At 69.2% G+C, this 23,507-nt stretch carries 23 protein-coding genes and 1 tRNA gene; 14 read left to right on the top strand and 10 right to left on the bottom strand.

The genetic code is table 11. The features are described 5' to 3' along the window. Positions 1 to 111 precede the first annotated feature (111 nt). From rnr to ACTCB7_RS00785, 10 genes are all read left to right on the top strand, one after another. A complete protein-coding gene (rnr, locus tag ACTCB7_RS00830) occupies positions 112 to 2,493 on the top strand; it encodes a ribonuclease R (protein WP_463005218.1) in 2,382 nt (793 codons plus the stop codon). 104 nt (positions 2,494 to 2,597) lie between these two features. Next, entirely contained in the window at positions 2,598 to 3,329 is a 732-nt protein-coding gene (gene rlmB, locus ACTCB7_RS00825) for a 23S rRNA (guanosine(2251)-2'-O)-methyltransferase RlmB (protein WP_463005340.1), read from the top strand. Positions 3,330 to 3,470: 141 nt separating this feature from the next. Then, a complete protein-coding gene (gene rpsF / locus ACTCB7_RS00820) occupies positions 3,471 to 3,863 on the top strand; it encodes a 30S ribosomal protein S6 (protein WP_163648265.1) in 393 nt (130 codons plus the stop codon). Between the two features lie 27 nt (positions 3,864 to 3,890). Beyond that, on the top strand, positions 3,891 to 4,118 hold the full coding sequence (rpsR, locus tag ACTCB7_RS00815; RefSeq protein ID WP_031382360.1) for a 30S ribosomal protein S18: 228 nt from the start codon (positions 3,891 to 3,893) through the stop codon (positions 4,116 to 4,118). A gap of 14 nt (positions 4,119 to 4,132) precedes the next feature. Further along, on the top strand, positions 4,133 to 4,984 hold the full coding sequence (locus ACTCB7_RS00810) for a hypothetical protein (protein WP_224415789.1): 852 nt from the start codon (positions 4,133 to 4,135) through the stop codon (positions 4,982 to 4,984). Positions 4,985 to 4,999: 15 nt separating this feature from the next. Beyond that, a complete protein-coding gene (gene rplI / locus ACTCB7_RS00805; protein WP_224415788.1) occupies positions 5,000 to 5,446 on the top strand; it encodes a 50S ribosomal protein L9 in 447 nt (148 codons plus the stop codon). A 175-nt stretch (positions 5,447 to 5,621) separates the two neighbouring features. After that, the gene (dnaB, locus tag ACTCB7_RS00800) at positions 5,622 to 7,010 is read left to right on the top strand and encodes a replicative DNA helicase (RefSeq protein WP_463005217.1); all 1,389 of its coding nucleotides are present in this window, start codon (positions 5,622 to 5,624) and stop codon (positions 7,008 to 7,010) included. Positions 7,011 to 7,112: 102 nt separating this feature from the next. Beyond that, positions 7,113 to 7,415, top strand: coding sequence for a hypothetical protein (locus ACTCB7_RS00795; protein ID WP_463005216.1), 303 nt, complete (start codon positions 7,113 to 7,115; stop codon positions 7,413 to 7,415). A gap of 48 nt (positions 7,416 to 7,463) precedes the next feature. Continuing rightward, positions 7,464 to 9,236: an EAL domain-containing protein gene (locus ACTCB7_RS00790; RefSeq protein ID WP_463005215.1), complete on the top strand. Its 1,773-nt coding sequence runs from the start codon at positions 7,464 to 7,466 to the stop codon at positions 9,234 to 9,236. A gap of 123 nt (positions 9,237 to 9,359) precedes the next feature. Next, complete coding sequence (locus ACTCB7_RS00785; protein WP_163648271.1) at positions 9,360 to 9,662, top strand: DUF6482 family protein; 303 nt, start codon at positions 9,360 to 9,362, stop codon at positions 9,660 to 9,662. Positions 9,663 to 9,665: 3 nt separating this feature from the next. Here ACTCB7_RS00785 and ACTCB7_RS00780 read toward each other — a convergent pair whose 3' ends face one another. Beyond that, positions 9,666 to 10,049 carry a thiol-disulfide oxidoreductase DCC family protein gene (locus ACTCB7_RS00780; protein WP_163648272.1) on the bottom strand — a complete coding sequence of 128 codons (384 nt, stop codon included), beginning with the start codon at positions 10,047 to 10,049 and terminating at the stop codon, positions 9,666 to 9,668. A 160-nt stretch (positions 10,050 to 10,209) separates the two neighbouring features. Between ACTCB7_RS00780 and hemH the strand changes: the two genes are divergently transcribed. Further along, positions 10,210 to 11,199, top strand: a complete 990-nt coding sequence (gene hemH / locus ACTCB7_RS00775) for a ferrochelatase (protein WP_163648273.1) — start codon at positions 10,210 to 10,212, stop codon at positions 11,197 to 11,199. A 4-nt stretch (positions 11,200 to 11,203) separates the two neighbouring features. Here hemH and ACTCB7_RS00770 read toward each other — a convergent pair whose 3' ends face one another. The 7 genes from ACTCB7_RS00770 to ACTCB7_RS00740 form a co-directional block, all read right to left on the bottom strand. Further along, positions 11,204 to 11,587 carry a Na+/H+ antiporter subunit G gene (locus ACTCB7_RS00770; protein WP_163648274.1) on the bottom strand — a complete coding sequence of 128 codons (384 nt, stop codon included), beginning with the start codon at positions 11,585 to 11,587 and terminating at the stop codon, positions 11,204 to 11,206. Positions 11,588 to 11,618: 31 nt separating this feature from the next. Further along, a complete protein-coding gene (locus ACTCB7_RS00765) occupies positions 11,619 to 11,888 on the bottom strand; it encodes a K+/H+ antiporter subunit F (RefSeq protein WP_224420603.1) in 270 nt (89 codons plus the stop codon). Continuing rightward, a complete protein-coding gene (locus ACTCB7_RS00760) occupies positions 11,882 to 12,379 on the bottom strand; it encodes a Na+/H+ antiporter subunit E (RefSeq protein WP_163648276.1) in 498 nt (165 codons plus the stop codon). Before ACTCB7_RS00760 ends, ACTCB7_RS00765 begins: the two co-directional genes overlap by 7 nt. Then, on the bottom strand, positions 12,376 to 13,917 hold the full coding sequence (locus ACTCB7_RS00755) for a monovalent cation/H+ antiporter subunit D (protein WP_463005214.1): 1,542 nt from the start codon (positions 13,915 to 13,917) through the stop codon (positions 12,376 to 12,378). Before ACTCB7_RS00755 ends, ACTCB7_RS00760 begins: the two co-directional genes overlap by 4 nt. Beyond that, the gene (locus ACTCB7_RS00750; protein ID WP_163648278.1) at positions 13,914 to 14,264 is read right to left on the bottom strand and encodes a Na+/H+ antiporter subunit C; all 351 of its coding nucleotides are present in this window, start codon (positions 14,262 to 14,264) and stop codon (positions 13,914 to 13,916) included. Before ACTCB7_RS00750 ends, ACTCB7_RS00755 begins: the two co-directional genes overlap by 4 nt. Beyond that, the gene (locus ACTCB7_RS00745) at positions 14,264 to 17,062 is read right to left on the bottom strand and encodes a monovalent cation/H+ antiporter subunit A (protein WP_463005213.1); all 2,799 of its coding nucleotides are present in this window, start codon (positions 17,060 to 17,062) and stop codon (positions 14,264 to 14,266) included. Before ACTCB7_RS00745 ends, ACTCB7_RS00750 begins: the two co-directional genes overlap by 1 nt. 90 nt (positions 17,063 to 17,152) lie before the next feature. After that, positions 17,153 to 17,314 carry a hypothetical protein gene (locus tag ACTCB7_RS00740; protein WP_224415778.1) on the bottom strand — a complete coding sequence of 54 codons (162 nt, stop codon included), beginning with the start codon at positions 17,312 to 17,314 and terminating at the stop codon, positions 17,153 to 17,155. 264 nt (positions 17,315 to 17,578) lie between these two features. Between ACTCB7_RS00740 and ACTCB7_RS00735 the strand changes: the two genes are divergently transcribed. Together ACTCB7_RS00735 and ACTCB7_RS00730 are read left to right on the top strand one after the other, a co-directional pair. Further along, positions 17,579 to 18,982, top strand: coding sequence for a DASH family cryptochrome (locus tag ACTCB7_RS00735; protein WP_463005212.1), 1,404 nt, complete (start codon positions 17,579 to 17,581; stop codon positions 18,980 to 18,982). A 60-nt stretch (positions 18,983 to 19,042) separates the two neighbouring features. Then, on the top strand, positions 19,043 to 19,507 hold the full coding sequence (locus ACTCB7_RS00730; RefSeq protein WP_463005211.1) for a DUF3429 domain-containing protein: 465 nt from the start codon (positions 19,043 to 19,045) through the stop codon (positions 19,505 to 19,507). A 127-nt stretch (positions 19,508 to 19,634) separates the two neighbouring features. On the opposite strand, the gene ACTCB7_RS00725 is transcribed toward ACTCB7_RS00730, so the two are convergent. Further along, positions 19,635 to 19,711: transfer RNA gene (locus ACTCB7_RS00725), tRNA-Met, on the bottom strand. A 171-nt stretch (positions 19,712 to 19,882) separates the two neighbouring features. Between ACTCB7_RS00725 and phbB the strand changes: the two genes are divergently transcribed. Then, the gene (gene phbB, locus ACTCB7_RS00720) at positions 19,883 to 20,629 is read left to right on the top strand and encodes an acetoacetyl-CoA reductase (protein WP_463005210.1); all 747 of its coding nucleotides are present in this window, start codon (positions 19,883 to 19,885) and stop codon (positions 20,627 to 20,629) included. A 72-nt stretch (positions 20,630 to 20,701) separates the two neighbouring features. On the opposite strand, the gene ACTCB7_RS00715 is transcribed toward phbB, so the two are convergent. Beyond that, on the bottom strand, positions 20,702 to 23,476 hold the full coding sequence (locus tag ACTCB7_RS00715) for a DUF349 domain-containing protein (protein ID WP_463005209.1): 2,775 nt from the start codon (positions 23,474 to 23,476) through the stop codon (positions 20,702 to 20,704). Positions 23,477 to 23,507: the final 31 nt, after the last annotated feature.

The raw sequence follows: 23,507 nt of genomic DNA, 5'->3' as shown, positions 1-23,507 counted from the left end.
GCCGGTGGTTGGGTCGCCTTGCGCACGGCGCTATACTGCGCGCATGACAAGCCCCTTATCAGCCGCGCCGCGTCCGTCATCGCCCGCAACGACAATCAAGGAAGCAACAACATGAATCACTGGACGTTAAATGACGATCCGCACGCCGCGCGCGAAGCCGAGAAATACGACAAGCCGGTACCCAGCCGCGAATACCTGCTGGCCCGGCTCGAGGAATACGGAAAGCCGATCACCGACGAGAACATGAGCCGCATGCTCGGCCTGACCGACGACGATCAGGTCGAGGCCGTGCGTCGCCGCCTGGCGGCCATGGAGCGTGACGGCCAGATCCTGCGCAACCGTCGCGGCGCCTACGCGCTGATCGACAAGCTCGACCTCATCAAGGGCAAGGTGCTGGGCCATCGTGACGGCATCGGTTTCCTCCTCCGCGACGACGGCAAGAAGCCCGACCTGGTGCTGCCGCCGCGCCAGATGCGCCGGGTGTTCCACGGCGACCACGTGCTGGTGCGCATCAGCGGCCGTGACCGCCGCGGCCGCGACGAGGCGACCATCGTCGAGGTGCTGTCCCGCAACACTCAGTCGCTGGTCGGCGTGTTCCGCGAGCGCTCGAGCGAGTTCGGCGTGCTGATCCCCGAGAACACCCGCATCACCCAGGAGGTGATCGTTCCCAACAGCGCCACCGGCGGCGCCCGGGACGGCCAGGTGGTGTCGGTACGCATCACCCAGCAGCCCGAGACCCGCGTGCAGCCGGTGGGCGAGGTGACCGAGGTGCTCGGCGAGCGCATGGACCCGGGGATGGAGATCGACATCGCCATCCGCAGCTACGAGATCCCCGATGCCTTCCCGCCCGAGGTCGAGGCCCAGATCGACGGCATGTCGGATCAGGTGGCCGAGGCCGACAAGCACCATCGCATCGACCTGCGTGACACCCCGCTGGTGACCATCGACGGCGAGGACGCCAAGGACTTCGACGACGCGGTCTGCGCGTGGAAGACCAAGTCGGGCAGCTGGAAGCTGCTCGTGGCGATCGCCGACGTCTCGCACTACGTGCGTCCCGGCTCGGCGCTCGATCAGGAGGCGCACGTCCGCGGCAACTCGGTGTACTTCCCCGGCCAGGTGGTGCCGATGCTGCCCGAGCTGCTCTCCAACGGGCTGTGCTCGCTCAACCCCGAGGTCGACCGCCTGACGCTGGTCTGCGAGATGAACATCTCCAAGACCGGGGCGATCAGCCGCCATCGCTTCTACGAGGCGGTGATCCGCTCGCACGCCCGGCTGACCTATACCCAGGTCGGCGAGATGCTCGAAGCCCCCGACAGCCCGCTGGGCCAGGAGCTCTGCCAGCGCTATCACCACCTGCTGCCCTCGCTGCACAACCTGCACGCCCTCTACAAGCTGCTGCGCCAGTCCCGCGAGGAGCGCGGCGCCATCGATTTCGAGACCACCGAGACCGAGATCCTGTTCAACGCCGAGCGCAAGATCGAGACCATCGTGCCGCGTTCGCGCAACGACGCCCACAAGCTGATCGAGGAGTGCATGCTGGCCGCCAACGTGGCCACCGCGCGCTTCCTCGACAAGCACGACCTGCCGGCGCTGTATCGCATCCACCAGCCGCCGGCCGCCGAGCGCCTCGACAAGCTGCGGCTGTTCCTCAACGAGCTGGGCCTGACCCTGCCGGGCGGCGACGAGCCCACGCCGCAGGACTTCCAGACCCTGCGCGAGACGATCAAGGACCGTCCCGACGCCGACATCATCCAGACGGTGATGCTGCGCACCATGAGCCAGGCGGTCTATTCGCCGCACAACGAGGGTCACTTCGGCCTGGCCTACCAGGCCTATGCGCACTTCACTTCGCCGATCCGCCGCTACCCGGACCTGCTGGTGCACCGCGCGATCCGTTCGGTGATCCGCGGGCCGCGCCAGACCAGCAACGTGCTGCGCGCCGAAGGGACGCCGGTGGAGAAGCCTTCCACCTGGTGCCCGTACACCTTCGAGCAGATGATCGAGCTCGGCGAGCACTGCTCGATGACCGAGCGCCGCGCCGATGACGCGACCCGCGACGTCACCGACTGGCTGAAGTGCGAGTTCATGTCCGACAAGGTCGGCGACACCTTCGACGGCACCATCGCCTCGGTGACCCAGTTCGGCATCTTCGTGCGTCTCGATGACGTCTATGTGGAGGGGCTGGTGCACGTCACCTCGCTGCCCTCCGACTACTACCACTACGAGCCCGAGAAGCATCGTCTCAAGGGCGAGCGGGGCGGCTTCGCCTACCGCCTGGGCGACGGCGTCACCGTTCAGGTGGCCCGGGTCGACCTCGACGAGCGCAAGATCGACTTCGAGCTGGTCGACGAGCACCCGCGCCGCCAGAAGCCGCCGCGCAAGGCCGGCGGGCCGCGCGGCAGTGGTGGCGGCGACGACAGCAGCGGGCGCAAGCGCTCGCGGCGCAAGTCGCGGCCCGGCAAGCGCGAGCGTCGCGGCGGGGAGTCGTCGTGAGTCGTCGTCAGGCCCGCGCGCCCGCCGGCGGCAAGGGCCGCGGGCGCGGGCCGGCGAAGGCGCCGCGCATTGCGACCCCGCCCGGGCTGGACGGCGTGTTCGGCGTGCATGCCGTCGAGGCGCTGCTCGATCGCGGCGAGTCTCCCCGCGAACTCTGGTATCAGGAGGGCGCGGCCGAGCGCCGGCTCGGCGAGCTGCTCGCCCGCGCCGGCGAGGCGGGTGCGCGGCTCGTCGCCCAGCCCCGCGAGGTGCTCGACGGCCTGGCCCAGGGCGCCAGTCATCAGGGGGTGATCGCCTTCTGTCCGCCGCTCGAGGCGCAGAGCGAGGAGACGCTGTGGCATCGCCTCGGCGGCTGGCCGCATGCCGAGCCGCCGCTGCTGCTGGTGCTCGACGGCGTCACCGACGTGCACAACCTGGGCGCCTGCCTGCGCAGTGCCGACGCCGCCGGCGTGCACGGCGTGGTGGTGCCCAAGGACAAGTCGGCGCCGCTCAACGCCACCGTGCGCAAGGTGGCCTGCGGGGCCGCCGAGAGCGTGCCGGTCTATCGCGTCACCAACCTGGCGCGCGCCCTGGGCCGGCTCAAGGACGCCGGCGTCTGGGTGCTGGGCACCGCCGGCGAGGCGACCGACGACGTCTTCGCGGCCGACTTCGTCCGCCCCGTGGCGCTGGTGATGGGTGCCGAGGGCAAGGGGCTGCGGCGGCTCACCCGCGAGGCCTGCGACACCCTCATCAAGCTGCCCATGGCGGGCAGCGTCTCCAGCCTCAACGTCTCGGTGGCCACCGGCGTGTGCCTGTTCGAGGCCGTGCGCCAGCGCCGCGGGGCGGCCGGCGGCTGAACGCCGCTTGCATGGGGTAGGGTGCATCACTACAATTGTGCGGTTCTTTGAACACCCTCACCCCGTACTCAAGACTCCTTGCTTCCGCATGGCCGGTTCCACTGTCGCCATCGGGAAGCTGTCAAACCGAAAGGAGATACCATGCGTCATTACGAAATCGTGTTCATGGTCCACCCGGATCAGAGCGAGCAGGTTCCGGCGATGGTCGAGCGCTACACCAGCCTCGTCACCGACAACGGCGGCACCGTGCATCGTCTCGAGGATTGGGGGCGCCGTCATCTGGCCTACCCGATCAACAAGATTCACAAGGCCCACTACGTGCTGATGAACATCGAGTGCCGCGGCGAGACTCTCGAGGAAATCGAGAACATCTTCCGCTTCAACGATGCCATCATCCGCAGCCTGGTGGTGCGCTGCAAGGAAGCCGTGACCGAGGCGTCGCCGATGATGAAGGCCGCCGAGGACAAGGGCCGTCGTCGCGACGAGAAGTCCGACAAGCCCCGCGCCGAGCGCACCGAAGCCGCCGCCAACTGAATCGCTGCCCGTCCAGGAGGATAATCCATGGCACGCTTTTTCCGTCGCCGCAAGTTCTGCCGCTTCACCGCTGAAGGCGTGAAGTATATCGATTACAAGGATATCGATACGCTCAAGGCCTACATCACCGAGACCGGCAAGATCGTTCCCAGCCGCATCACCGGCACCCGTGCGCGGTACCAGCGTCAGCTGTCCACCGCCATCAAGCGGGCCCGCTACCTGGCGCTGCTGCCGTACACCGATAGCCACCAGTAAGCCGATACCACGCAATGCTACCCCTGGCTCGCTGGGTCATGCGCGGCACGCCGCATGCCGCGGGTGCCGCTGCCGCCGCCGCCCTCGTGCCGTGGCTGTTCTGGCTGAGCGCCGCGATCGCCTCGCTGGTGACGCTGCGCCGCGGCCTGGCGCCGGCCATGCCGGTGATCATCGCCGCCGCACTGCCCACCGGCTGGTGGTGGACGCGGGGCGACAGCATCCCGCTGGCCACGCTGCTGCTGGTGACGCTGATGGCGGTCGTGCTGCGTGCACGCCGTCGGTGGAGCGAGACGCTGATCGTCGGTGCGCTGGCCGCGGCCGTCATGGTGCAGCTGGGCGTGTTCCTGCCGCCGGGCGGCGTCGATCCGCTGCTCGAGACGCTGCGCCAGAGCTCGCCGGAGTTCGCCCGCATGCTCGACGAGCTGGCCGCCCAGGGGGTGTCCACCGAACGGCTGGCCACGCTGCTGATCGGTGGCATCACCGGGCTGATCGTCATGCTGGCCAGCGTGGCCTGCCTGGCGCTGGCCCGCAGCTGGCAGGCCGGGCTCTACAACCCGGGCGGCTTCCGCAGCGAGTTTCACGGCCTGCGCCTGACCCGCCGGGAACTGCTGGGGCTGTTCGCCATGGCCATCGTCGGTGGTCTGGTGACCTGGCCGGCGCTGGTGTTCATGAGCTGGGTGCCGCTGCTGATCGGTGGCATTGCGTTGATTCACGGCCTGATTGGTCTCAAAGGGATGAACGGGTTATGGCTGGTCGCCTTCTATGCGCTGCTGCTGACCACCTGGCCCATGATTCTGATCGTGCTGCTGCTGGGCCTGGTCGATACCTTCGCGGATTTCCGCGGCCGGCTGGCCCGCAGCCAATGACAAGAGGTTAACGAGATGGAAGTCATTCTGCTCGACAAGATCGGCAAGCTGGGTGCGCTGGGTGACAAGGTCACCGTCAAGCCCGGTTACGGCCGCAACTATCTGGTCCCCTACGGCCTGGCCGTGCCGGCGACCAAGGACAACGTCGCCGCCTTCGAGGCGCAGCGTGCGGAGCTCGAAGCCCAGGCCGTCGAGCGCCAGCGTGAAGCCGAGGAGCGCGCCGAGCAGCTCAACGACATCGAGCTGTCGCTGGTCGCCAAGGCCGGCGACGAAGGCAAGCTGTTCGGTTCCATCGGGCCGCGCGACCTGGCCGATGCCCTGACCCAGGCCGGTCTCGACGTCGCCAAGAGCGAAGTCCGCATGCCCGAAGGGCCGATCCGCGCGACCGGCGAGTACGACGTCCAGCTGCACCTGCACGCGGAAGTCGACGCCACCGTGCGTATCGTGGTGGTGGCCGAGTAACACGCCCCGCCACGGCCGGCCCGGCCGGTCGAGAAACAGCGCGACGCCTTCCGGGGGGTCGCGCTTTCTTTTGCGCGCGCGTCGGCGTTCGGGTCGGCGGCGCGGCGAGACGAGATAGGCTAGAATGGCGCGGCGGTCGTTGCGGCCGCCATGCCCCCGATGTCGGAACGAGCCCATGAGTGACTCCCTGGAACTGGATCCGGAAGCGGCCGCCCTCAAGGTGCCCCCGCATTCGCTGGAGGCCGAGCAGTCGGTGCTGGGTGGCCTGATGCTCGACAACGCTGCCTGGGATACCGTCTCCGAGCGCCTGGTGGCGGATGACTTCTACCGCTACGAGCATCGCCTGGTCTTCAACGTGATGATCCAGCTGGCCGAGAGCGCGCACCCGCTCGACGTGGTGACGCTGTCCGAGGCGCTGGAGTCCCGTGACCAGCTCGACACCGTGGGTGGGCTGGCGTACCTCGCCGAGCTGGCCCGCAACACGCCCTCGGCCAGCAACATTCGCGCCTATGCCGACATCGTTCGCGAGCGCGCCACGCTGCGCAAGCTGATCCAGGCCGCCAGCCAGATCGCCGACGGCGCGTTCGCTCCCCAGGGGCGCCCGGCCGACGAGCTGGTCAACGAGGCCGAGCGGCTGGTCTTCCAGATCAGCGAGTCGCGCCCCAAGATGGGTGGGCCGGTCGGCATGAGCGACCTGCTCACCAAGGCGGTGGATCGCATCGACGAGCTGTTCAACATGCAGGGGCAGATGACCGGGCTGTCCACCGGCTTCCGCGACCTGGATGACATGACCTCGGGCCTGCAGCCCTCCGACCTGGTGATCATTGCCGGACGCCCGTCGATGGGCAAGACCACCTTCGCAATGAACGTCGTCGAGCATGCGGTGATCTCCAGCGACAAGCCGGTGATGGTGTTCTCGATGGAGATGCCCGCCGAGGCACTGATGCTGCGCATGCTCTCCTCGCTGGGGCGGATCGACCAGACCCGGGTGCGTACCGGCCAGCTCGAGGATGAGGACTGGCCGCGGCTGACCTCGGCGGTCAACCTGCTCAAGGACAAGCAGCTGTTCATCGACGACACGGCGGCGCTGTCGCCCAACGAGATGCGCTCGCGCATCCGCCGCATCGTCCGCGAGCACGGCAACCTCGGCCTGATCATGATCGACTACCTGCAGCTGATGCAGATTCCCGGCTTTTCCGAGAACCGCACCGGCGAGATCTCCGAGATCTCGCGCTCGTTGAAGGGGCTGGCCAAGGAGTTCGGCTGCCCGGTGATCGCCCTGTCGCAGCTCAACCGCTCGCTGGAACAGCGGCCCAACAAGCGCCCGGTGATGTCGGACCTGCGCGAGTCCGGCGCCATCGAGCAGGACGCCGACCTGATCACCTTCGTCTATCGTGATGAGGTCTACAATCCGGATAATCCCGACAACAAGGGGCTGGCCGAACTGGTCATCGGCAAGCAGCGTAACGGGCCGATCGGCACCGTGCATCTGGCCTTCATCGGCAAGTACACGCGCTTCGAGGACCTCGCCCCCGACAGCTACGGCCAGCACTTCGGCGAATAGTCCGGGGTTGAGGCCGGGCGGTGCGGCCGTATAATGCCGCCCCTCGGGCGTCAACCGGCCCCGGGCCGACCATCGACGGCACAGACGACAGAGGAGAGACGCATGGCGGGCGGATATCGTCGCGGCTATCGCAAGCGCGCACCCAAGCTGGAGGCACGCGGCACGCTCGAGAGCATCGAGCGCGAGGGTCCCTTTCAGGAATGGCTGGGCATGCCCGACCTGTACCGCTATACGCTGGTGGTCGACGGCGAGACCTACAGCTACCAGACCGAGGATGCCGAGCTGCCGGTCGGCGAGGGCGACTACGTGGTGTTTCGCTACAAGCAGACCAAGGCCGGCAACTGGGTCGACCGCAACTCGCTGGGCATCGCCATCGACCCCTCGACCTACCAGCCTGACGCCTGAGGGCCGGCGTCGCCGGCGGGCGCTGCCTGTCACAAGGATGTCATCATCGTGTCGCTCAATGGCGGCATGACTCTCGATACAGCCTGCATCTCGCCCATTTCCGCCCTGGACAGCTTCATCGACACGTCGGCCATCGCGGTCCATTTTCAGCCGATCGTGTCGGTGCATTCCGGGCATGTCTTCGCCTATGAAGCCCTGTCCCGCGGGCCGGCCGGCACGGCGCTCGAGCCGCCGCTGGCGCTCTTCCGGGCCGCCCGGGAACGCCGGTTGCTGGCGCCGCTGGAGGCGGTGTGTCGCGAACGGGCCATGACCCGCTGGGTCGGCGAGGGTCTCGACGAGCGGCTGTTCATCAATGTTTCGCCGGAAGTGCTGCTGGATCCGAAGCATCGCAGCGGCGAGACACGCCGCCTGCTCGAGACCCTGGGGCTGCCGCCCCACCGTGTGGTGATCGAGCTGACCGAGCAGTCGCCGGGGATCGACCCGACGCTGATGGCCGAGGCGGTGCGCCACTACCAGTCGATGGGCTTCGCCATCGCCCTGGACGATCTCGGCGAGGGCTATGCCGGGCTGCGCCTGTGGTCGGAGATCGCCCCGGATTTCGTCAAGCTCGATCGGCATTTCGTCAGCGGGCTCGACGGCGACCCGGTCAAGCGTCGCTTCGTGCGGGCGATCATCGACATCGCCCACAGCATGGGCTCGCAGGTAATCGCCGAGGGCGTCGAGCGGGAGGCGGAGCTGGCCTGCCTGGGGGAGCTGGGCGCCGACTACTGCCAGGGCTGGCTCTTCGCCCATCCGGCGCCGGACCCGGCCCGGCGGCGGCCGGCACTGGACGAGCGGCTCGCGACCCTGACGCGACGCCACCGTCGGCCGCTGGAGGCGGTGATCATCGAGCGGCTCTGCACCGCGGTGACGCCGCTGCCGGCGGACGCCAGCGTGGCCGAGGCCAGCGAACGCTTCGCCGCCGAGCCCGACTCGCGCTGCCTGGCGGTAGTCGACGAGCAGGCCGTCCCCATCGGCGTGCTCGATCGCCAGCGGATCCTGGCGCTGCTCGGCAAGCGTTTCGGCTTCGACCTCCACGGGCGTCAGCGGGTCACCCGGGTGATGCGCCACGCTCCCTTGTGCGTGGAGGGCAGCGCCTCGCTCGACCAGGTCTCGCGCAAGGTCACCGGGCGCGAGCGCGACCTGCGCGACGAGGACTTCGTGATCACCGAGGCGGGGCGCTATCGCGGCATGGGGCGGGTGGTCGACCTGCTGCAGGTCATCACCGAGCAGCGCGTCGAGATCGCCCGCCAGGCCAACCCCCTGACCCAACTGCCCGGCAATGCGCCGATCCGCGCCGCCCTGGACCGCTTCGCCGGGCGCGCCCGGCCCTTCATCGCCGCCTATCTGGATCTGGACCACTTCAAGCCGTTCAACGACCGCTTCGGCTATGCCCTCGGCGACCGCCTGCTGCTGACGCTGGCCGAGCTGCTCGGCGAGTCGCTGCGCGATGGCGACTTCCTGGGGCATCTAGGCGGCGACGACTTCGTGCTGCTGCTCGACGACCCTCGCGATCGCCACGCCCGCCTGGCCGACATCCAGCGACGCTTCCGACGCGCCTGCGAGGCGCTGATGCCCGAAGCCATCGTCCGGGCCGACGGCTTCGACGGGGTGGACCGCTTCGGCCAGCGTCGCGTCTTCGGCCTGCCGCGGCTGTCCATCGCCGCGCTGATGCTCTCCGGTACGCGCCGGCCGGCGAGTTTCGGGGACTGCTGGCGCAGCCTCAAGGCGCAGGCCAAGCGCGACGCCACGGGGCGCGTGGTGGCCCGTTACCCGGCGTGAACTTCAGATGCGTTGCGTGGTCTGCAAAGATTGACCGCTGACATGGACCTGTCACACCCGATGGCTAGCCTGACTGGATAAGCAGGCCCGCCAATGGATCGACAAGCACAAGGAGGGAGCCTCATGGAGCTTCACGCACTCAAGCACTACGTGCACGAGCACGACAATTTCGAAGTTCGCGTCATCAGCCACGCCGGCAGCCGTTTCTACCAGGTCGAGCTCGAGGACCTCGAGGGCCAGCGTCACCTGCTGACCCGGCAGGGCAAGCCGATGCTGTTCCGCGCGCTGGACGACGTCTACCTGGAGCTCAAGCGGGCCGGCATCCACCGCGCCTATCTGGTCCAGTTCGTCGCCCACGACGAGATGATCGGCCACGAGGCCCACTATCACGAGCCGCTGGCCTCGCGCATGCCGCTGGTCTTCTGAGGGTCAGTACCGGGTCGGCAGCAGCCGGCCCAGGGTGAAGCGGTGCCGCGCCACCCACAGGTAGCCCCGATCGAGAATCCCCTTCAGCCCCGGCCGGTGTGACAGCCATACCAGCCGGCGATAGCCCAGCAGGGCGAGCATCGCCCGAACCGCCTCCATTCCCGCGAACCACTCGCCTCGCCCGTCGCGGGCGAACATGCGCCCCAGCAGCTCCTCCCAGTCGCGCCCCCAGGCCGCCGGCGAGAACTCCGCTGCACGGATGTTCACGCAGCGGATGCGCTCGCGATGGCGTTGCCGGTGGATCCAGGCGACCTGACGTCGGCAGATCGGGCAGTCGCCGTCGTAGAGCATCGTCAGCGGCGCTCGGGCGGTGGCGGGTGAGGTCATGCGTCCTCCGAGACGTTGCCGGGCAGGCGTGCTGCCCCGGTGTCCAGTTGTTCAATCGTTGTACAAATGGCCGAGATAGTCACGCTTCATTCCCCCGGCGAGCCGGGGGCTTGGTAGACTGCCCGGACTGTCACCTGCTTGCGTTCAAGGAGAGTCGTTCATGTCTCAGCCCCGCTTCGGCGTCCTGCTGGCCAACCTCGGTACCCCCGATGCGCCGACCCCGGCGGCGGTGCGCCGCTATCTGGCGGAGTTCCTGTGGGACGAACGGGTGGTGGATGTCTCGCGGCCGCTGTGGTGGCTGATCCTGCACGGCGTGATCCTGCGCGTGCGCCCGGGGCGGGTGGCCCGCAACTATGCCGCGGTCTGGCAGGACGAGGGCTCGCCGCTGCTGGCGATCGGCCGCCGCCAGCAGCGCGCCCTGGCCGAGCGTCTCGCCGAGCGCTTCGGCGAGACGATTCCCGTGGAGCTGGCGATGACCTACGGCAACCCGAGCATGGAGCGGGCCGGCCAGGCCCTGCGCGATGCCGGGGTGTCGCGCATCCTGGTGCTGCCGCTGTTCCCGCAGTTTTCGCGCTCGACCACCGCGGCGGTCTTCGACCGTCTGGCGCGGGCGCTCAAGCCCTGCCCGCACCTGCCCGAGCTGCGGTTCGTCAACGACTATCACGCTCATCCGGCCTACATCGAGGCGCTGGCGGCCAGCGTGCGCGAGCACTGGGCGAGCCAGGGCGGCCAGCGGGGGCGGCTGCTGATGTCCTATCACGGCATTCCCAAGCGCTATGCCGAGTCGGGCGACCCCTACCCCCAGCAGTGCGCGGCCACCAGCCGGGCGCTGGCCGAGGCGCTGGGGCTGGAGGACGACGCCTGGCTGATGAGCTACCAGTCGCGCTTCGGTCGCGAGGAGTGGCTCCGGCCCTACACCGACGAGACGCTGAAGGCCTGGGGCCACGAAGGCGTCGAGCACGTCGACGTGATCAGCCCGGCCTTCGCCGCCGACTGCCTGGAGACCCTGGAGGAGCTCGAGGTGGAAAACCGCGATAACTTCCTCGGCGCCGGCGGCCGGGTCTATCGCTACATCCCGGCGCTCAACGACCGCGCCGATCACATCGCGCTGTTCGCGCAGCTGGTGGAACAGCACACCCGGGGCTGGTAGGGCGTCAGGGCAGGCGGTCGCCGTTGGCCTCGCTCTCCTCGTCCTCGGCCAGCTCCTCGATCTCGCCCCGGGTGCGCGGATCGCGGGGCAGCTTCTGGTGCAGCGCGCTCTTGGCCAGCAGGTGGGCGGACACCGGCGCGGTGATGAACAGGAAGATGGTGATCAGCATCTCCTGGAGGCTCGGGCCCTTGCCGACCAGCGAGAAGTAGAGCATCGAGGCCAGCAGCACGCAGCCCACCCCCAGGGTGGTGGTCTTGGTGGGGCCGTGCAGGCGCATGTAGATGTCGCGCAGATGGGTCAGCCCCAGCGAGCCGATGAAGGCGAAGGCGCCGCCGGCAATCAGCAGGACGGCGATCACGCCCTCCATGAGGTTGTAGAAGCCGATCATGTCTCGCTCCTTGGCCGGTGTCGGGCCGGCGTCATTCGATGATGTCGCCGCGCAGCAGGTACTTGCAGACGGCCACGGTGCTGATGAAGCCGAGCATGGCGATCAGCAGGGCGGCCTCGAAATAGGTCTTGTCGTTGAGCCAGATGCCGAGCAGCACGATCAACGCGATGGAGTTGACGTACAGGGTGTCGAGCGCCAGCAGGCGGTCGGGCTGGCCGGGGCCGATCGCCGCGCGATACAGGCACAGCAGCATGGCGGCGGTGAACAGGGCCAGGCTGATCCAGAAGGCGATGTCTAGCATCCGAAGATCTCCTTGAGCGGTCGTTCGTAGCGCTCGCGTATCGTGTCGATGGTGGCCGGGATGTCGTCGGTGTCCAGCACGTGGATCAGCAGCGTGCGGCGGTCCTGGCGCAGGTTGGCCGATACCGTTCCCGGCGTCAGCGTGATGGTGCTGGCGAGGATGGTGATGGGGAACAGCTCCTCGAGTTCCAGCGGATACTCGACGAAGGCCGGCTGCATGCGCCCGCGCGGATCGAGGATCAGCTTCGAGACCTCCAGGTTGGCGACGATGATGTCGCCGAGCAGGCGCAGGATGTAGCGCACCAGCAGCCAGGGCCGCTTGATGGTCGGCTGGTGCTCCCAGAAGCGTCGGGTGAGCAGCGGGATGACGATGGCCAGAAAGCCGCCCAGCAGCACCTGGCCGAGGGCCATGCTCTGCTGCAGCATCAGCCACACCGCCAGCAGCAGGATCGACAGCAGCGGCATGGGCAGCCACGGTTGCACGGGAATCATGAGTCACCCTCCGTCCGGTGGCGTTCGAGGATCGCCTGGATATAGGCCTCGTGATCGGCCAGCTGGTCGGCTGCGGCCTCGGTGTAGGCGCTCAGCGGCCCGGCGAAGGCCACCAGCAGCGGCGAGGCGCCGATCAGCAGCAGCAGGCCCAGCGCGCGCAGGGCGCCGATGCCCGGCGTGTCACCATTATTGTCCCGGGCCTCGCTGCGCTCGTTGCCCGAAGCGCGCCAGAACACCGTGGAGCCGCTGCGCGACAGGGCGACGATCGCCGCCAGGCTGCTCGACAGCAGGATCGGCCACAGCCAGACCTGCTGGCCCGGGGTCGCGGCCTGCAGCAGCAACGCCTTGCCCACCGCGCCCGAGAAGGGCGGCACGCCGGCGACGGTCAGTGCGGCGATGAAGAACAGCGTGCCCAGCAGGGCGACCTGTTGCACCGACCGGCCGCGCACGATCCGGGCGCCGGCCTTGCCGCGCTGGCGCGCGATGCTGTCGACGAGCAGGAACAGCCCGCCGGTGATCAGTGTGGTATGCACCATGTAGTAGAGCAGGGCGCCGTGGGCGTCGATGCTGTTCATGCCGATGCCGGCCAGCAGCGTGCCCACCGAGATGATGATCAGGTAGGCGACCTGGGTGCGCAGGTCCCGCGACGACAGCACGCCGACCCCGCCGAGCGCCAGGGTGGCCAGCGCCAGCCACCACACCCAGGGCTGGGCCAGATTCGCCAGCGAGCCCGCCTGGGGGCCGAAGATCAGGGTGAACACGCGCAGGATTGCATAGATGCCGACCTTGGTGAGGATGGCGAACAACGCCGCGACCGGGGCGGGTGCCGCGGCATAGGCGCGCGGCAGCCAGAAGTACAGCGGCAGGATCGCCGACTTCAGGCCGAACACCACCAGCAGCAGCATGGCCCCGGCCTCGGCGAGCACCAGCCGGCCGCTGTCCAGCCCCGGCGCCCGAGCGGCCATGTCGGCCATGTTGAGTGTGCCGATGGTGCCGTAGAGCACCCCCAGGCCAATCAGGAACAGCGCCGAGCCGGCCAGGTTCAGCGCCACGTAGTGGAAGCCGGAATGGATGCGCGCCTTGCCGCCGCCGTGCATCAGCAGCGAGTAGGAGGCGATCAGCAGCACCTCGAAGAACACGAACAGGTTGAACAGGTCGCCGGTGAGGAAGGCGCCGTTGATGCCCATCAGCTGCAACTGGAACAGGCCGTGGAAGTTGGAGCCTTCCTCGTCGGTGCCGGCGCTGGCATAGCACAGGCTGCCCAGTGCCAGCAGCGCGGTGAGGGTGACCATCAGCGCCGATAGCCGGTCGAGCACCAGGATGATGCCGAACGGCGGCTGCCAGTCGCCCAGCGCGTAGTACTGGATGGTGCCGCCGGCGCTCTCGCGCATCAGCAGCACGCCGCAGACCAGCAGGGCCACCGTGGCGGCCAGGGCGATCAGCCGGCGCGGCAGCGCCGGCCCCTCGCGCTTGAGCAGCAGGCCCAGCCCGGCGAACAGCGGGATCAGGATCGGCAGGACGATCAGGTGGTTCATCAACTGCGCTCCTCCCGCGGCTCGTCGACACGATTGCCGTTGACATGGTCACTGCCCAGGTCGCCGCGTGCCCGCATGGCGAGAATCACCGAGAACGCCGTCATGGCGAAGCCGATCACGATCGCCGTGAGCACCAGGGCCTGGGGCAGCGGGTCGGCATGGGGGCCGCCCTTGTCGCCGAGCACCACGGCACCGCCCGTGTCCAGCCCGCCCATGGAGAACAGGAAGAGGTTGACCGCGTAGGACAGCAGGGTCAGCCCCACCACCACCGGAAAGGTGCGGCCGCGCAGGGCGAGGAACAGGCCGCAGGCGGCGAGCACGCCGGTGGTCATCGAGAACAGCGCTTCCATCAGGCCTTCTCCTTCTGCTTGCTGGGTCGGTGGGGCGTGGTCAGCTTGCCCAGGTTGGCCAGGATCATCAGGGTAGCGCCGACCACCGTGAGGTAGACGCCCAGGTCGAACAGCATCGCCGTGGCCAGCTCCACGTCGCCGATCAGCGGGATGTGGAAGTGGCCGAACGACGAGGTCAGGAAGGGGTGGCCGAACGCCCAGCTGCCCAGGCCGGTCAGCGCGGCGACGCCGACCCCGGCGACGGCGATCGGCTGGTACTGGAAGGACAGCCGGCGCTGGCTCCAGTCCACGCCGCGGGCAATGTAGATCAGGATCAGGGCCACTGCGGTGACCAGTCCGGCAATGAAGCCGCCGCCCGGGGCGTTGTGGCCGCGCAGGAAGATGAACACCGACACCAGCAGGGCCAGTGGCAGGATGGTCTGGGAGACGCTGACCAGAATCATCGGATGGCGATCCTTCGACCAGGGGCGGCCGTCGGCATCGCTCGAGGGCATGAACAGGCGCAGGCGATTGAGCAGCTTGTAGATGCCCACCGCGGCGATGCACAGCACGGTGATCTCGCCCAGGGTATCGAAGCCGCGGAAGTCGACCAGGATCACGTTGACCACGTTGTGACCGCCGCCGCCGGAGACGCTGTTGTCGACGAAGAACTGCGAGATCGACTCCAGCGGCCGGGTCAGCACCGCGAAGTTGAGGCTGGCGACGATGCCGCCGAAGCCCGCCGCCAGCAGGGCGTCACGCAGGATGCGTGGCGCACCGGATTCCTTGGGCGTTCGCTGCGGCAGGAAGAACAGCGCCAGCATCAGCAGGATCATGGTCACCACTTCCACCGCCAGCTGGGTCAGCGCCAGATCGGGTGCCGAGAAGCGCGCGAAGGCCAGCGAGGTCACCAGGCCGACGATCGACAGCATCAGCAGCGAGATCAGTCGCCGGCGGTGCAGCACCGCGGTGGCCAGCCCCGCGAACATGGCCATCAGCGCGCCGGCGACGAGCAGTCCGTCGAGCGGCTGCAGCGGCTGGGAGCCGCGCAGCTGCACGGTATGGGTCAGCGCGCCGCCCACCAGGCAGAGGATGGTGATCACCAACCACAGCATGTAGCGCTGCAGTGAGCCGTTCTCCAGGGTGTCGATCAGCTGCTGGGCACCGCGCACCATCCATTGCACGCCCGCCTCGAAGTTCAGGCGGGCGTTCTGCGGGCGGAACTGGCGCTGGAAGGCGAACAGATGGCGACGCTGGACATACAGCACGGTGCCGCCGATCAGGGCGAAGGCGCTCATCAACAGCGGCAGGTTGAAGCCGTGCCATACCGCCAGGTGCAGCTCGGGAGCCGGTCCGGTGAGGGCGGCCCGGGCGGCGGTACCGATCAGGGTCGTGGCGGTCAGCGCCGGCATCACGCCGACCACGAGGCACAGCGCCGCCAGCAGCAGGCCCGGCGCGACCATCGGCAGCGGCGGTTCGTGCGGGGTCCGGGGCAGCTCAGGCTGCGGGCCGTTGAAGAAGACGTTGTGTACCAGGCGAATCGAGTAGGCCACCGACAGCAGGCTGCCCAGGGTCGCCAGCGCCGGAATCAGCCAGCCCAGGCCGCCGAGCAGCGAGGTCTCCAGGGTCTCGGTGAGCATCATCTCCTTGGACAGGAAGCCGTTGAACAGCGGCACCCCCGCCATGGCCGCGCCGGCGATCACCGCCACGGTCGCGGTCAGCGGCATGGCCCGCCACAGCCCCTGCAGCTTGCGGATGTCGCGGGTGCCGGTCTCGTGGTCGACGATGCCGGCGGTCATGAACAGCGCCGCCTTGAAGGTCGCGTGGTTGAGGATATGCAGCAGCGCGGCGACCACCGCCATGCGCTGGTCTAGCCCCAGCAGCAGGGTGATCAGCCCCAGGTGGCTGATCGTGGAGTTGGCCAGCACGCCCTTGAGATCGTACTTGAGCAGCGCGAAGTAGGCGCCGTAGAGCAGGGTCGCCAGGCCGGTCAGGCCGACCAGGTAGAGCCAGGCCTCGCTGCCGGCCAGGGCCGGGTGCAGGCGGGCCAGCAGGAAGACCCCGGCCTTGACCATGGTCGCCGAATGCAGGAAGGCCGAGACGGGGGTCGGCGCGGCCATGGCGTGGGGCAGCCAGAACTGGAAGGGGAACTGGGCCGACTTGGTGAAGGCGCCCAGCAGCACCAGCAGCAGCGCGGGCAGGTAGCGCGGGTCGGCCTGGATCATGTCCCGGCTGTCGAGCACGGTCTGCAGGTCGTAGGTGCCGACGATATGGCCGAGCAGCAGGAAGCCGGCCAGCAGGCACAGGCCGCCCGCGCCGGTCACCGTCAGCGCCATGCGGGCGCCCTTGCGGGCCTCGCTCTGGCGATACCAGAAGCCGATCAGCAGGAAGGACGACAGGCTGGTCAGCTCCCAGAAGAACCACAGCAGCAGCAGGTTGTCGGCCATCACGATGCCCAGCATCGCCGCCATGAACAGCATCAGGAAGGCGTAGAAGCGCGGCAGGTTGTCCCGTGGCGACAGGTAGTAGCGAGCGTAGAGGATGATCAGCAGGCCGATGCCCAGGATCAGCAGCACGAACAGCAGCGACAGCCCGTCGAGGCGCATGGCGAACTCGAGCCCCAGCGCCGGTATCCAGTCGAAGGCGGCGCGGGGCACGCCCCCGGCGAAGACCGTGCCGGCGTGCCGGCCGGCGACGATCAGCGCGAGCGCCGGCGGAATCGCCGTCATCAGGGCGCAGCGGCCGCGTCGGTCATTCGAGCCCATGATGGGCAGCAGGCTGCCGACCAGGGGCAGCAGCACGATCAGTAACACGGACATGAACGACTCGCTCTTGTCGTTGGCATTCTGGCGGGCCCGGCGCGCGGCGCCGCGGCATGGCTCACAGTTCAGTCGTTGCGGATACGACCATCAAGCGGAAATGCGGGGCGGGTCGGTCAGGAAGGGGCGGCGTACGGCGCGGGGCGTCAGCATCCAGGCAGGCGTGCGATCCGCGAGGCGCGCGATGGGCAGAGTGTCGGCACCGAAATGGCGGCGCACACGGCCGATACCGTGCGGGGGACGCTCCGTCATGGTGTCTTCCTCCCTTCATGGCTCCCTGGCGCGTCGGGAATGGCTAGTCGACTGATTTGATTATGGAAATAAGTCGGAAAGACAGCGCCGAAATGAAGTCAGTGTTCGACTCTACCATGCCCCCCGCGGTGTATCCAGCCGCCGGGCCGGGCCATTCATGTACAAAATGTGTATCTTTAAGGGTAAAATATTTTACAAGAGTGGTTCCCGCAAGGCCGAGACGATGCGGGCGTCGCTGCGCCCGGTGGATCGTGAGGAGGCTCGATGAGTCGCGTACTGGTGTGGTTGCGCAATGATCTGCGCGTTGCCGACAATCCGTTGTGGGCCGTCGGCGCCCCCGTCGAGACGATGCTGTGTGTCTATGTGCTAGATCGTCGCTGGCTGGCGCCGTGGCGGCCGGGCGATGCGCGTGGCCGGGTCGGCCCGGCCCGGCTGCGCTTTCTCTGGGAAAGCCTGATGGCGCTGCGCGGGGAGCTGCTGGTGCGGGGCAGCGACCTGCTGGTGTGCATCGGCGATCCGGTGGACGAGCTGCAGGCCGTGCTGCGCCGCGCGCCCGCGGACGTGGTCCGCGTGCGCGACGACCCCGGCTGGCAGGAGGCCGACGATGTCCAGCGCCTGGCCAGCCGCCTGCCCCCGGCGGTGAGGCTCGAGACCGTCGCCGGCGGCACGCTGTTCACCCGCGAGCAGCTGCCCTTTTCCCTGTCCGCGCTGCCCGCCACCTTCAGCGCCTTCCGGCGCCGTGTCGCGGGGCTCGAGGCGTGCCCGCCGCAGGCGGCGCCGGTGACGCTGCCGCCGTGGCCCGACGAGGCGCCGCGTGGCCTGCCGCCGCTGACCCGGGTGTCGCCGGAGGCCGCCGAGTGGCGTGCCGATCCCAGGGGCGGGCCCTGGCCCGAGGGGGGCGAGCGGGCCGGGCGCGAGCGGTTGAAGCGGTTCCTCGACGGGCCGCTCGAGCATTACCGGGACACCCGCAATGGCCTGCGGGGCAGTGACTTCTCGAGCCGGCTGTCGCCCTGGCTGGCCGGGGGCTGCCTGTCCGCGGGGCAGGTCATGGCGCAGCTGGCCGAGCGGCCGGCCGGCGAGGGGGTGAGCGCGTCGCGCCGGGCCTTCGTCGACGAACTGCTGTGGCGTGAGTACTTTCACTGGGCCGCCCGTCAGGACGGGGCGGCGCTGTTCGGCGAGCACCGCCTGCCGCTGGCCCATGAGCCGGCCCTGGAGGCCTGGTGTGCGGGGGCCACGGGAGTGCCCTTCATCGATGCCGCCATGCGCGAGCTGGTGGGCACCGGCTGGCTGTCCAACCGGGCGCGGCAGAACGTGGCGAGCTTCCTGGTCAAGGATCTGCAGGTCGACTGGCGCCTGGGCGCCGCCTGGTTCGAGCGCTGGCTGGTCGACTACGATGCCGCCAGCAACTGGGAGAACTGGCGCTACGTGGCCGGGAGCGGCCGGGACCCGCGCCGGGATCGCTATTTCAACGTGATGCGTCAGGCGCTGCGCTACGATGCCGACGGCGAATACGTCGCCCACTGGCTTCCCGAGCTGGCATCGCTGCCGCCGGGGCCGGCCCGCCACGCCCCCTGGCGCCATCAGCCGACCCGCTTCGCCGGGCCGTGTGTGGAGCCGGCCGCCTGGCAGCATGTCATGATGACACCGGCAAGTGTTACTGGTCAGTAACCTGCAAGCCATCTACGCTGTGGCATTACTCGGATAATCAACGGTTGCAAGGATGCTGCCATGCTCACTGAGATGTCGCCGCCCGCCCGCCTGCCTTTCGGGGTGGGGGTGGTCGGCCTGTTTCCCTTCGTTCTTGCCACGGCCGGGGTCTACGTCGCCCCGGTGCTGTGGCAGGCCCTGGCCATCAAGGTCTTCCTGTTCTACAGCGCGCTGACCCTGACCTTTCTGGGCGGCGTCCACTGGGGCGTCGCCATGAGCCTCGATCGCGAATCGAGTCCGGCGTTCTCCATGCGGCTGTGGGTGAGCCTGATGCCCGGCCTGCTCGGCTGGGCGGCGCTGATGATCGAGTATCGGTTGGCGACGCTGGTGCTGATGATCGGCTTCTGGCTGCTGCGTCTTTACGAGCGGACCGACGACAGCCTCGCGCGGTTGCCGGGCTGGTACCAGGGATTGCGCAGCCTGCTTTCGCCTGTCGTGGTGGCGTGCCATCTGGCCGTGGTGGTTCGCCTGAGCCTGTTCGGCTAGGTGGTCCGGCAGGCCGCCGGGCAGGCGCGCCTGCCCGGCTCTCGTGCGTGGCGTGTTCCGGACTGGCTGTGGGGCCGGCAACGAAAAAAAGCGGACCAGTCGATGACTGATCCGCTTCTTCGAAATTTGGTAGCGGGGGCCGGATTTGAACCGACGACCTTCGGGTTATGAGCCCGACGAGCTACCAGGCTGCTCCACCCCGCATCAAATTGTGGAGCCCAGTATACGCAGAAACTGCGTCATGTCAAGAGTCCGTCGGGTATTCGCACGCCGTGGCGAATATTGACCATACTGGCGGGGGCGAGGTCACAAAGATGACATCGTCGATCGAGGAGACTGTTAGTGGTTGAACGTCATGACTCAGGGGGAGAACACATGACACAAGCAGCACCCGTCGCCTGGGTAACCGGTGGCACCGGCGGCATCGGTACCGCCATCTGTCGTGCACTGGCCAAGGAGGGTTACCAGGTCGTGGCCGGCTATCACAATCCCGACAAGGCCCGGAACTGGCTCGAGGAGCAGCGAGCGGCCGGTTTCGACAATATCGCGCTGTCGGGCACCAACCTGATCGACTTCGAAGACTGCGAGGCCGGGGTTCGCGAGATCCGTGATACCTACGGGCCGGTCAGCGTGCTGGTCAACTGCGCGGGCATCACCCGAGACACCACGCTCAAGAAGATGAGCCCCGAGCAATGGCGCGAGGTGATCGACTGCAACCTCAACAGCGTCTTCAACACCTGCCGCTGCGTCATCGAGGACATGCTCGAGTCGGGGTACGGGCGGATCATCAACATTTCCTCGATCAACGGGCGCAAGGGCCAGTTCGGTCAGGCCAACTACTCGGCGGCCAAGGCGGGCATGCATGGCCTGACCATGGCGCTGGCCCAGGAGACGGCGGCCAAGGGCATCACCGTCAACACCGTGTCGCCGGGCTACATTGCCACCGACATGATCCAGAAGGTGCCGGAGAAGATCCGCGAGTCGATCCGCGAGTCGATTCCGGTCAAGCGCTTCGGCGAGCCCGACGAGATCGCGCGGGCGGTGTGCTTCCTGGCCGAGAAGGGCTCCGGTTTCATCACCGGGGCGAACCTGGACATCAACGGCGGGCAGTTCATGGGCTAGGCGTCGACGCCCTGCCATCATCCGCATCCGCGAGCGAGGCCAAGGCCTCGCTCGCGGCGTTTCGGGGCTCGCTCACGGCGGCGGCAGTTCGGCCAGGACCGCCAGGTGATGATCCATGTCGGCGGCCTCGCGCTGCCAGGGCTCGGGGGCGACCGGGCCGGTGGCGAGGATGTCGGCGAGCACGCCCTCTAGCTCCTCGGCGCGGGTCAGGTCGCGCCCCAGCCCGTCGTTGAGCCGCTGCACCTGGATGGCCAGCCGCAGGGGCTCGTCCTCGCGGCTCACCGTGGCGCCGGCCAGCAGGGCGAGGTGCACGCGCAACCGGGTCAGGTGCTCCTCGACCTCGGTCGCCGGCGACGGGTCCAGCCGGGCGGCGTTGCGCCGCTCGTGGGCCGACTGCAGCGGGGAGGCCAGCGCCGGGGGCGCCGGGACGTCCTCGGCCGGGCGGCCGTCGAGCAGGCGAGCGTCGGCGGCCAGGTGGGCCTCGAGCAGCGGCCGCAGCGCCTGCCAGCGGGCGATCGTCTCGCTGACCGCCAGGCGTGCCAGGCGATCGCGCCGGGCGCGGACGATACCCGACCACCGCCGGCGCATGCCGTCGCTGCGCCGCCCCTGGGGCAGCGGCTCGAGGCTTTCGGCCTCGGCGATGGCGGCATCCAGGGTGGCTTCGTCGTCGCTGGTGGCGGGCTGCCAGGCATCCAGGCGCTCGATCAGGGCCTGCATGGCCTCGAGGCGCTGGCGGCTGCGCTGGGCGCGGTCGTCGCGCTCGTTCTCGCGCGCCGCGAAGATGCTGTCGCAGTAGCCGCGAAACGTTCGCCACAGGGTCTGTTCCTCGCCCTTGGGCGCCCGGCCGAGCTCGCGCCAGCGCCGCTGCAGCGCCTTGGCCTGCTCGGCACGGGAGGCCGCCCGGGTGTCGGTGTCCTCCTGGAGCAGGCGGGCCGCCTCGACCAGCTCGCGCTTGGCCGTGGCGATCTCCTGGGCGCGGTGGTCGATCAACTGCTGCAGGGCGTGGCGGATGCGGCCGAAGCGCTGGCCGATCACCCGGGCCTGGTCGCGGGGCACCGGGGCGAAGCGCTGCCACTGCTCGCGCGCGCGGTCGCGGATCTGGCGCAGGGCGTCCGGGTCGGCGTGCGGGTCGGGGTTGTCGAGCAGCGCCTCGAGCTGCTCGCAGAGGCCTTCGCGGGCGGACAGGTTCTGTTGGCGCTCGGCCTCGCGGCGCTGCTTCCAGGGGCCCAGGCGCTCGTGGATGCGATCCGAGGCGGCACGAAAGCGCGTGGAGAGCGCGCGGTCGGCGGCGGCGTCGCCGAGGTTCTTCCAGTCCTTGACCAGCTGCCGGTGCTGGCGATCCAGTTCGGCATCGCTGTGGGTGGTGTCCTCGGCCAGCGCCTCGATGGCGTCGCACAGCTGCTCGCGCTTGGGGCCGGCGACGAAGCCGCGCCAGTCGCGCAGTTCGGCAAGCTGGGCGCCGAGCCGCTTGAGGGTGGGCTGGTGGCGACGCCGCTCCGCCTCGGGCAGCAGGGCGAGGCGCTGGCGCAGGCTCTGGTGCAGGCGGCTGGCGCGCTTGAAGGCACCGCGGTCGAGCAGGTCGTCCAGGGCGTCGAGATCGCGGGCGAAGCGGGCGCTCTGCTGCGGCGACCCGGCCGGCTCCGCGGGCGGTGTGGCGAGTACCTGCCGGGCGCGGGCGAGCTGCGGCGTGGGCGGCAGGTCGCCGGGCCAGTCGATCCGGTCGAGGATGCCGGTCAGGGCGGCGGCGTCCTCGGCTTCCAGCGACGCAGCCAGCTCGGCCCCCTGGCGGTCGAGCCGCTCCCAGGCCTGCAGCAGGCGGTCGTATTCCTCCAGTGCGCGGGCATAGCGTTCGCTGAGCGCGGCCTCCGGTGCGTGGCGGTCGGAGAGGGTCTGCCACTGGTGTGCCACCAGGTGCTTCTGGGCCTGCAGGCTGGCCATGTCCTGCTCGGTGAGGCACTCGCCCTGGGTGAAGCTGGCCAGGGTGTCCTCCAGCGACTCGATCAGCGAGCGCCGGGTCTCGTCGGCGTCGTCGCGACGCTCCTCGGCGGCGGCCAGGGCATGATGCCGGGCCTCGTGGTCGGCGATCACCTTGCGGCAGCGCTGCGAGGCCTCCTGGTAGCGCTGCTCCTGGCTGGCGGTGGGCAGGTCGCCGAGCGCCTCCCACTCGCGCTCGAGATGGCGGTAGCGACCCGGGTAGAGCGGTTCCCAGGCGTGCTGGGCATGGGCCTCGAGGGCGGCGAGGATCCGTTCACGGCGCTCGCGGGCCTCGCGGGCCTGAGCCTCGTCCTCGCGCAGCCGGTTGAGTCGGGCCTTGGCCAGCCGGGCCACCTGCTTGTCGCGCCGCGAGCGGCGGGCCAGGCGGGTCAGTCCGGTCTCGCTGGTGATCCGCTCGGCGGCGGCGTGGCGGACCGCGGCGATGCCGTTGTCGCAGGCCTGGCGCAGCAGGCGTTCCTCGTCGTCGAGGCGGGCCAGGGCGGCCAGGCGCAGCGCCTGATTGTCTCCCTCCCGGGCCAGGGTCTCGAGCAGGTCGGGGTCATCGAGCGTCTCGACCAGGGTCAGGCGCCGGGCCAGCGGGGTGGCGCCCTCGCGGCCGCTGAGCAGCTCGCGCAGGCGCTCCTGCAACTCGGGACTGTCGTGCGTGTCCCGCAGGGCCAGCAGGGCGGCCGGCTCGTCGAGCGCCGCCAGCGCGGCGCGGCGCACGGCCGCGTCGGGGTCGCCGGCAAGTCGCTCGAGACGCCGCCGGTCGTCGTCGGTGTCGGGGTCGAGGCGCTCGATGGCCTGGCGGCGCACGGCGGGGTCGTGGTGCTGCCAGCGGGGCGCGAAGAATCGTCGTAGGAATCCGGGCATAGGTCGCGATACATCCCTGAAAGAGGCGCGG

The organism is Modicisalibacter sp. (assembly GCF_055145905.1).
Note: the sequence above shows the minus strand (reverse complement) of the source record. Positions and strands in the feature narration are given on the sequence as shown.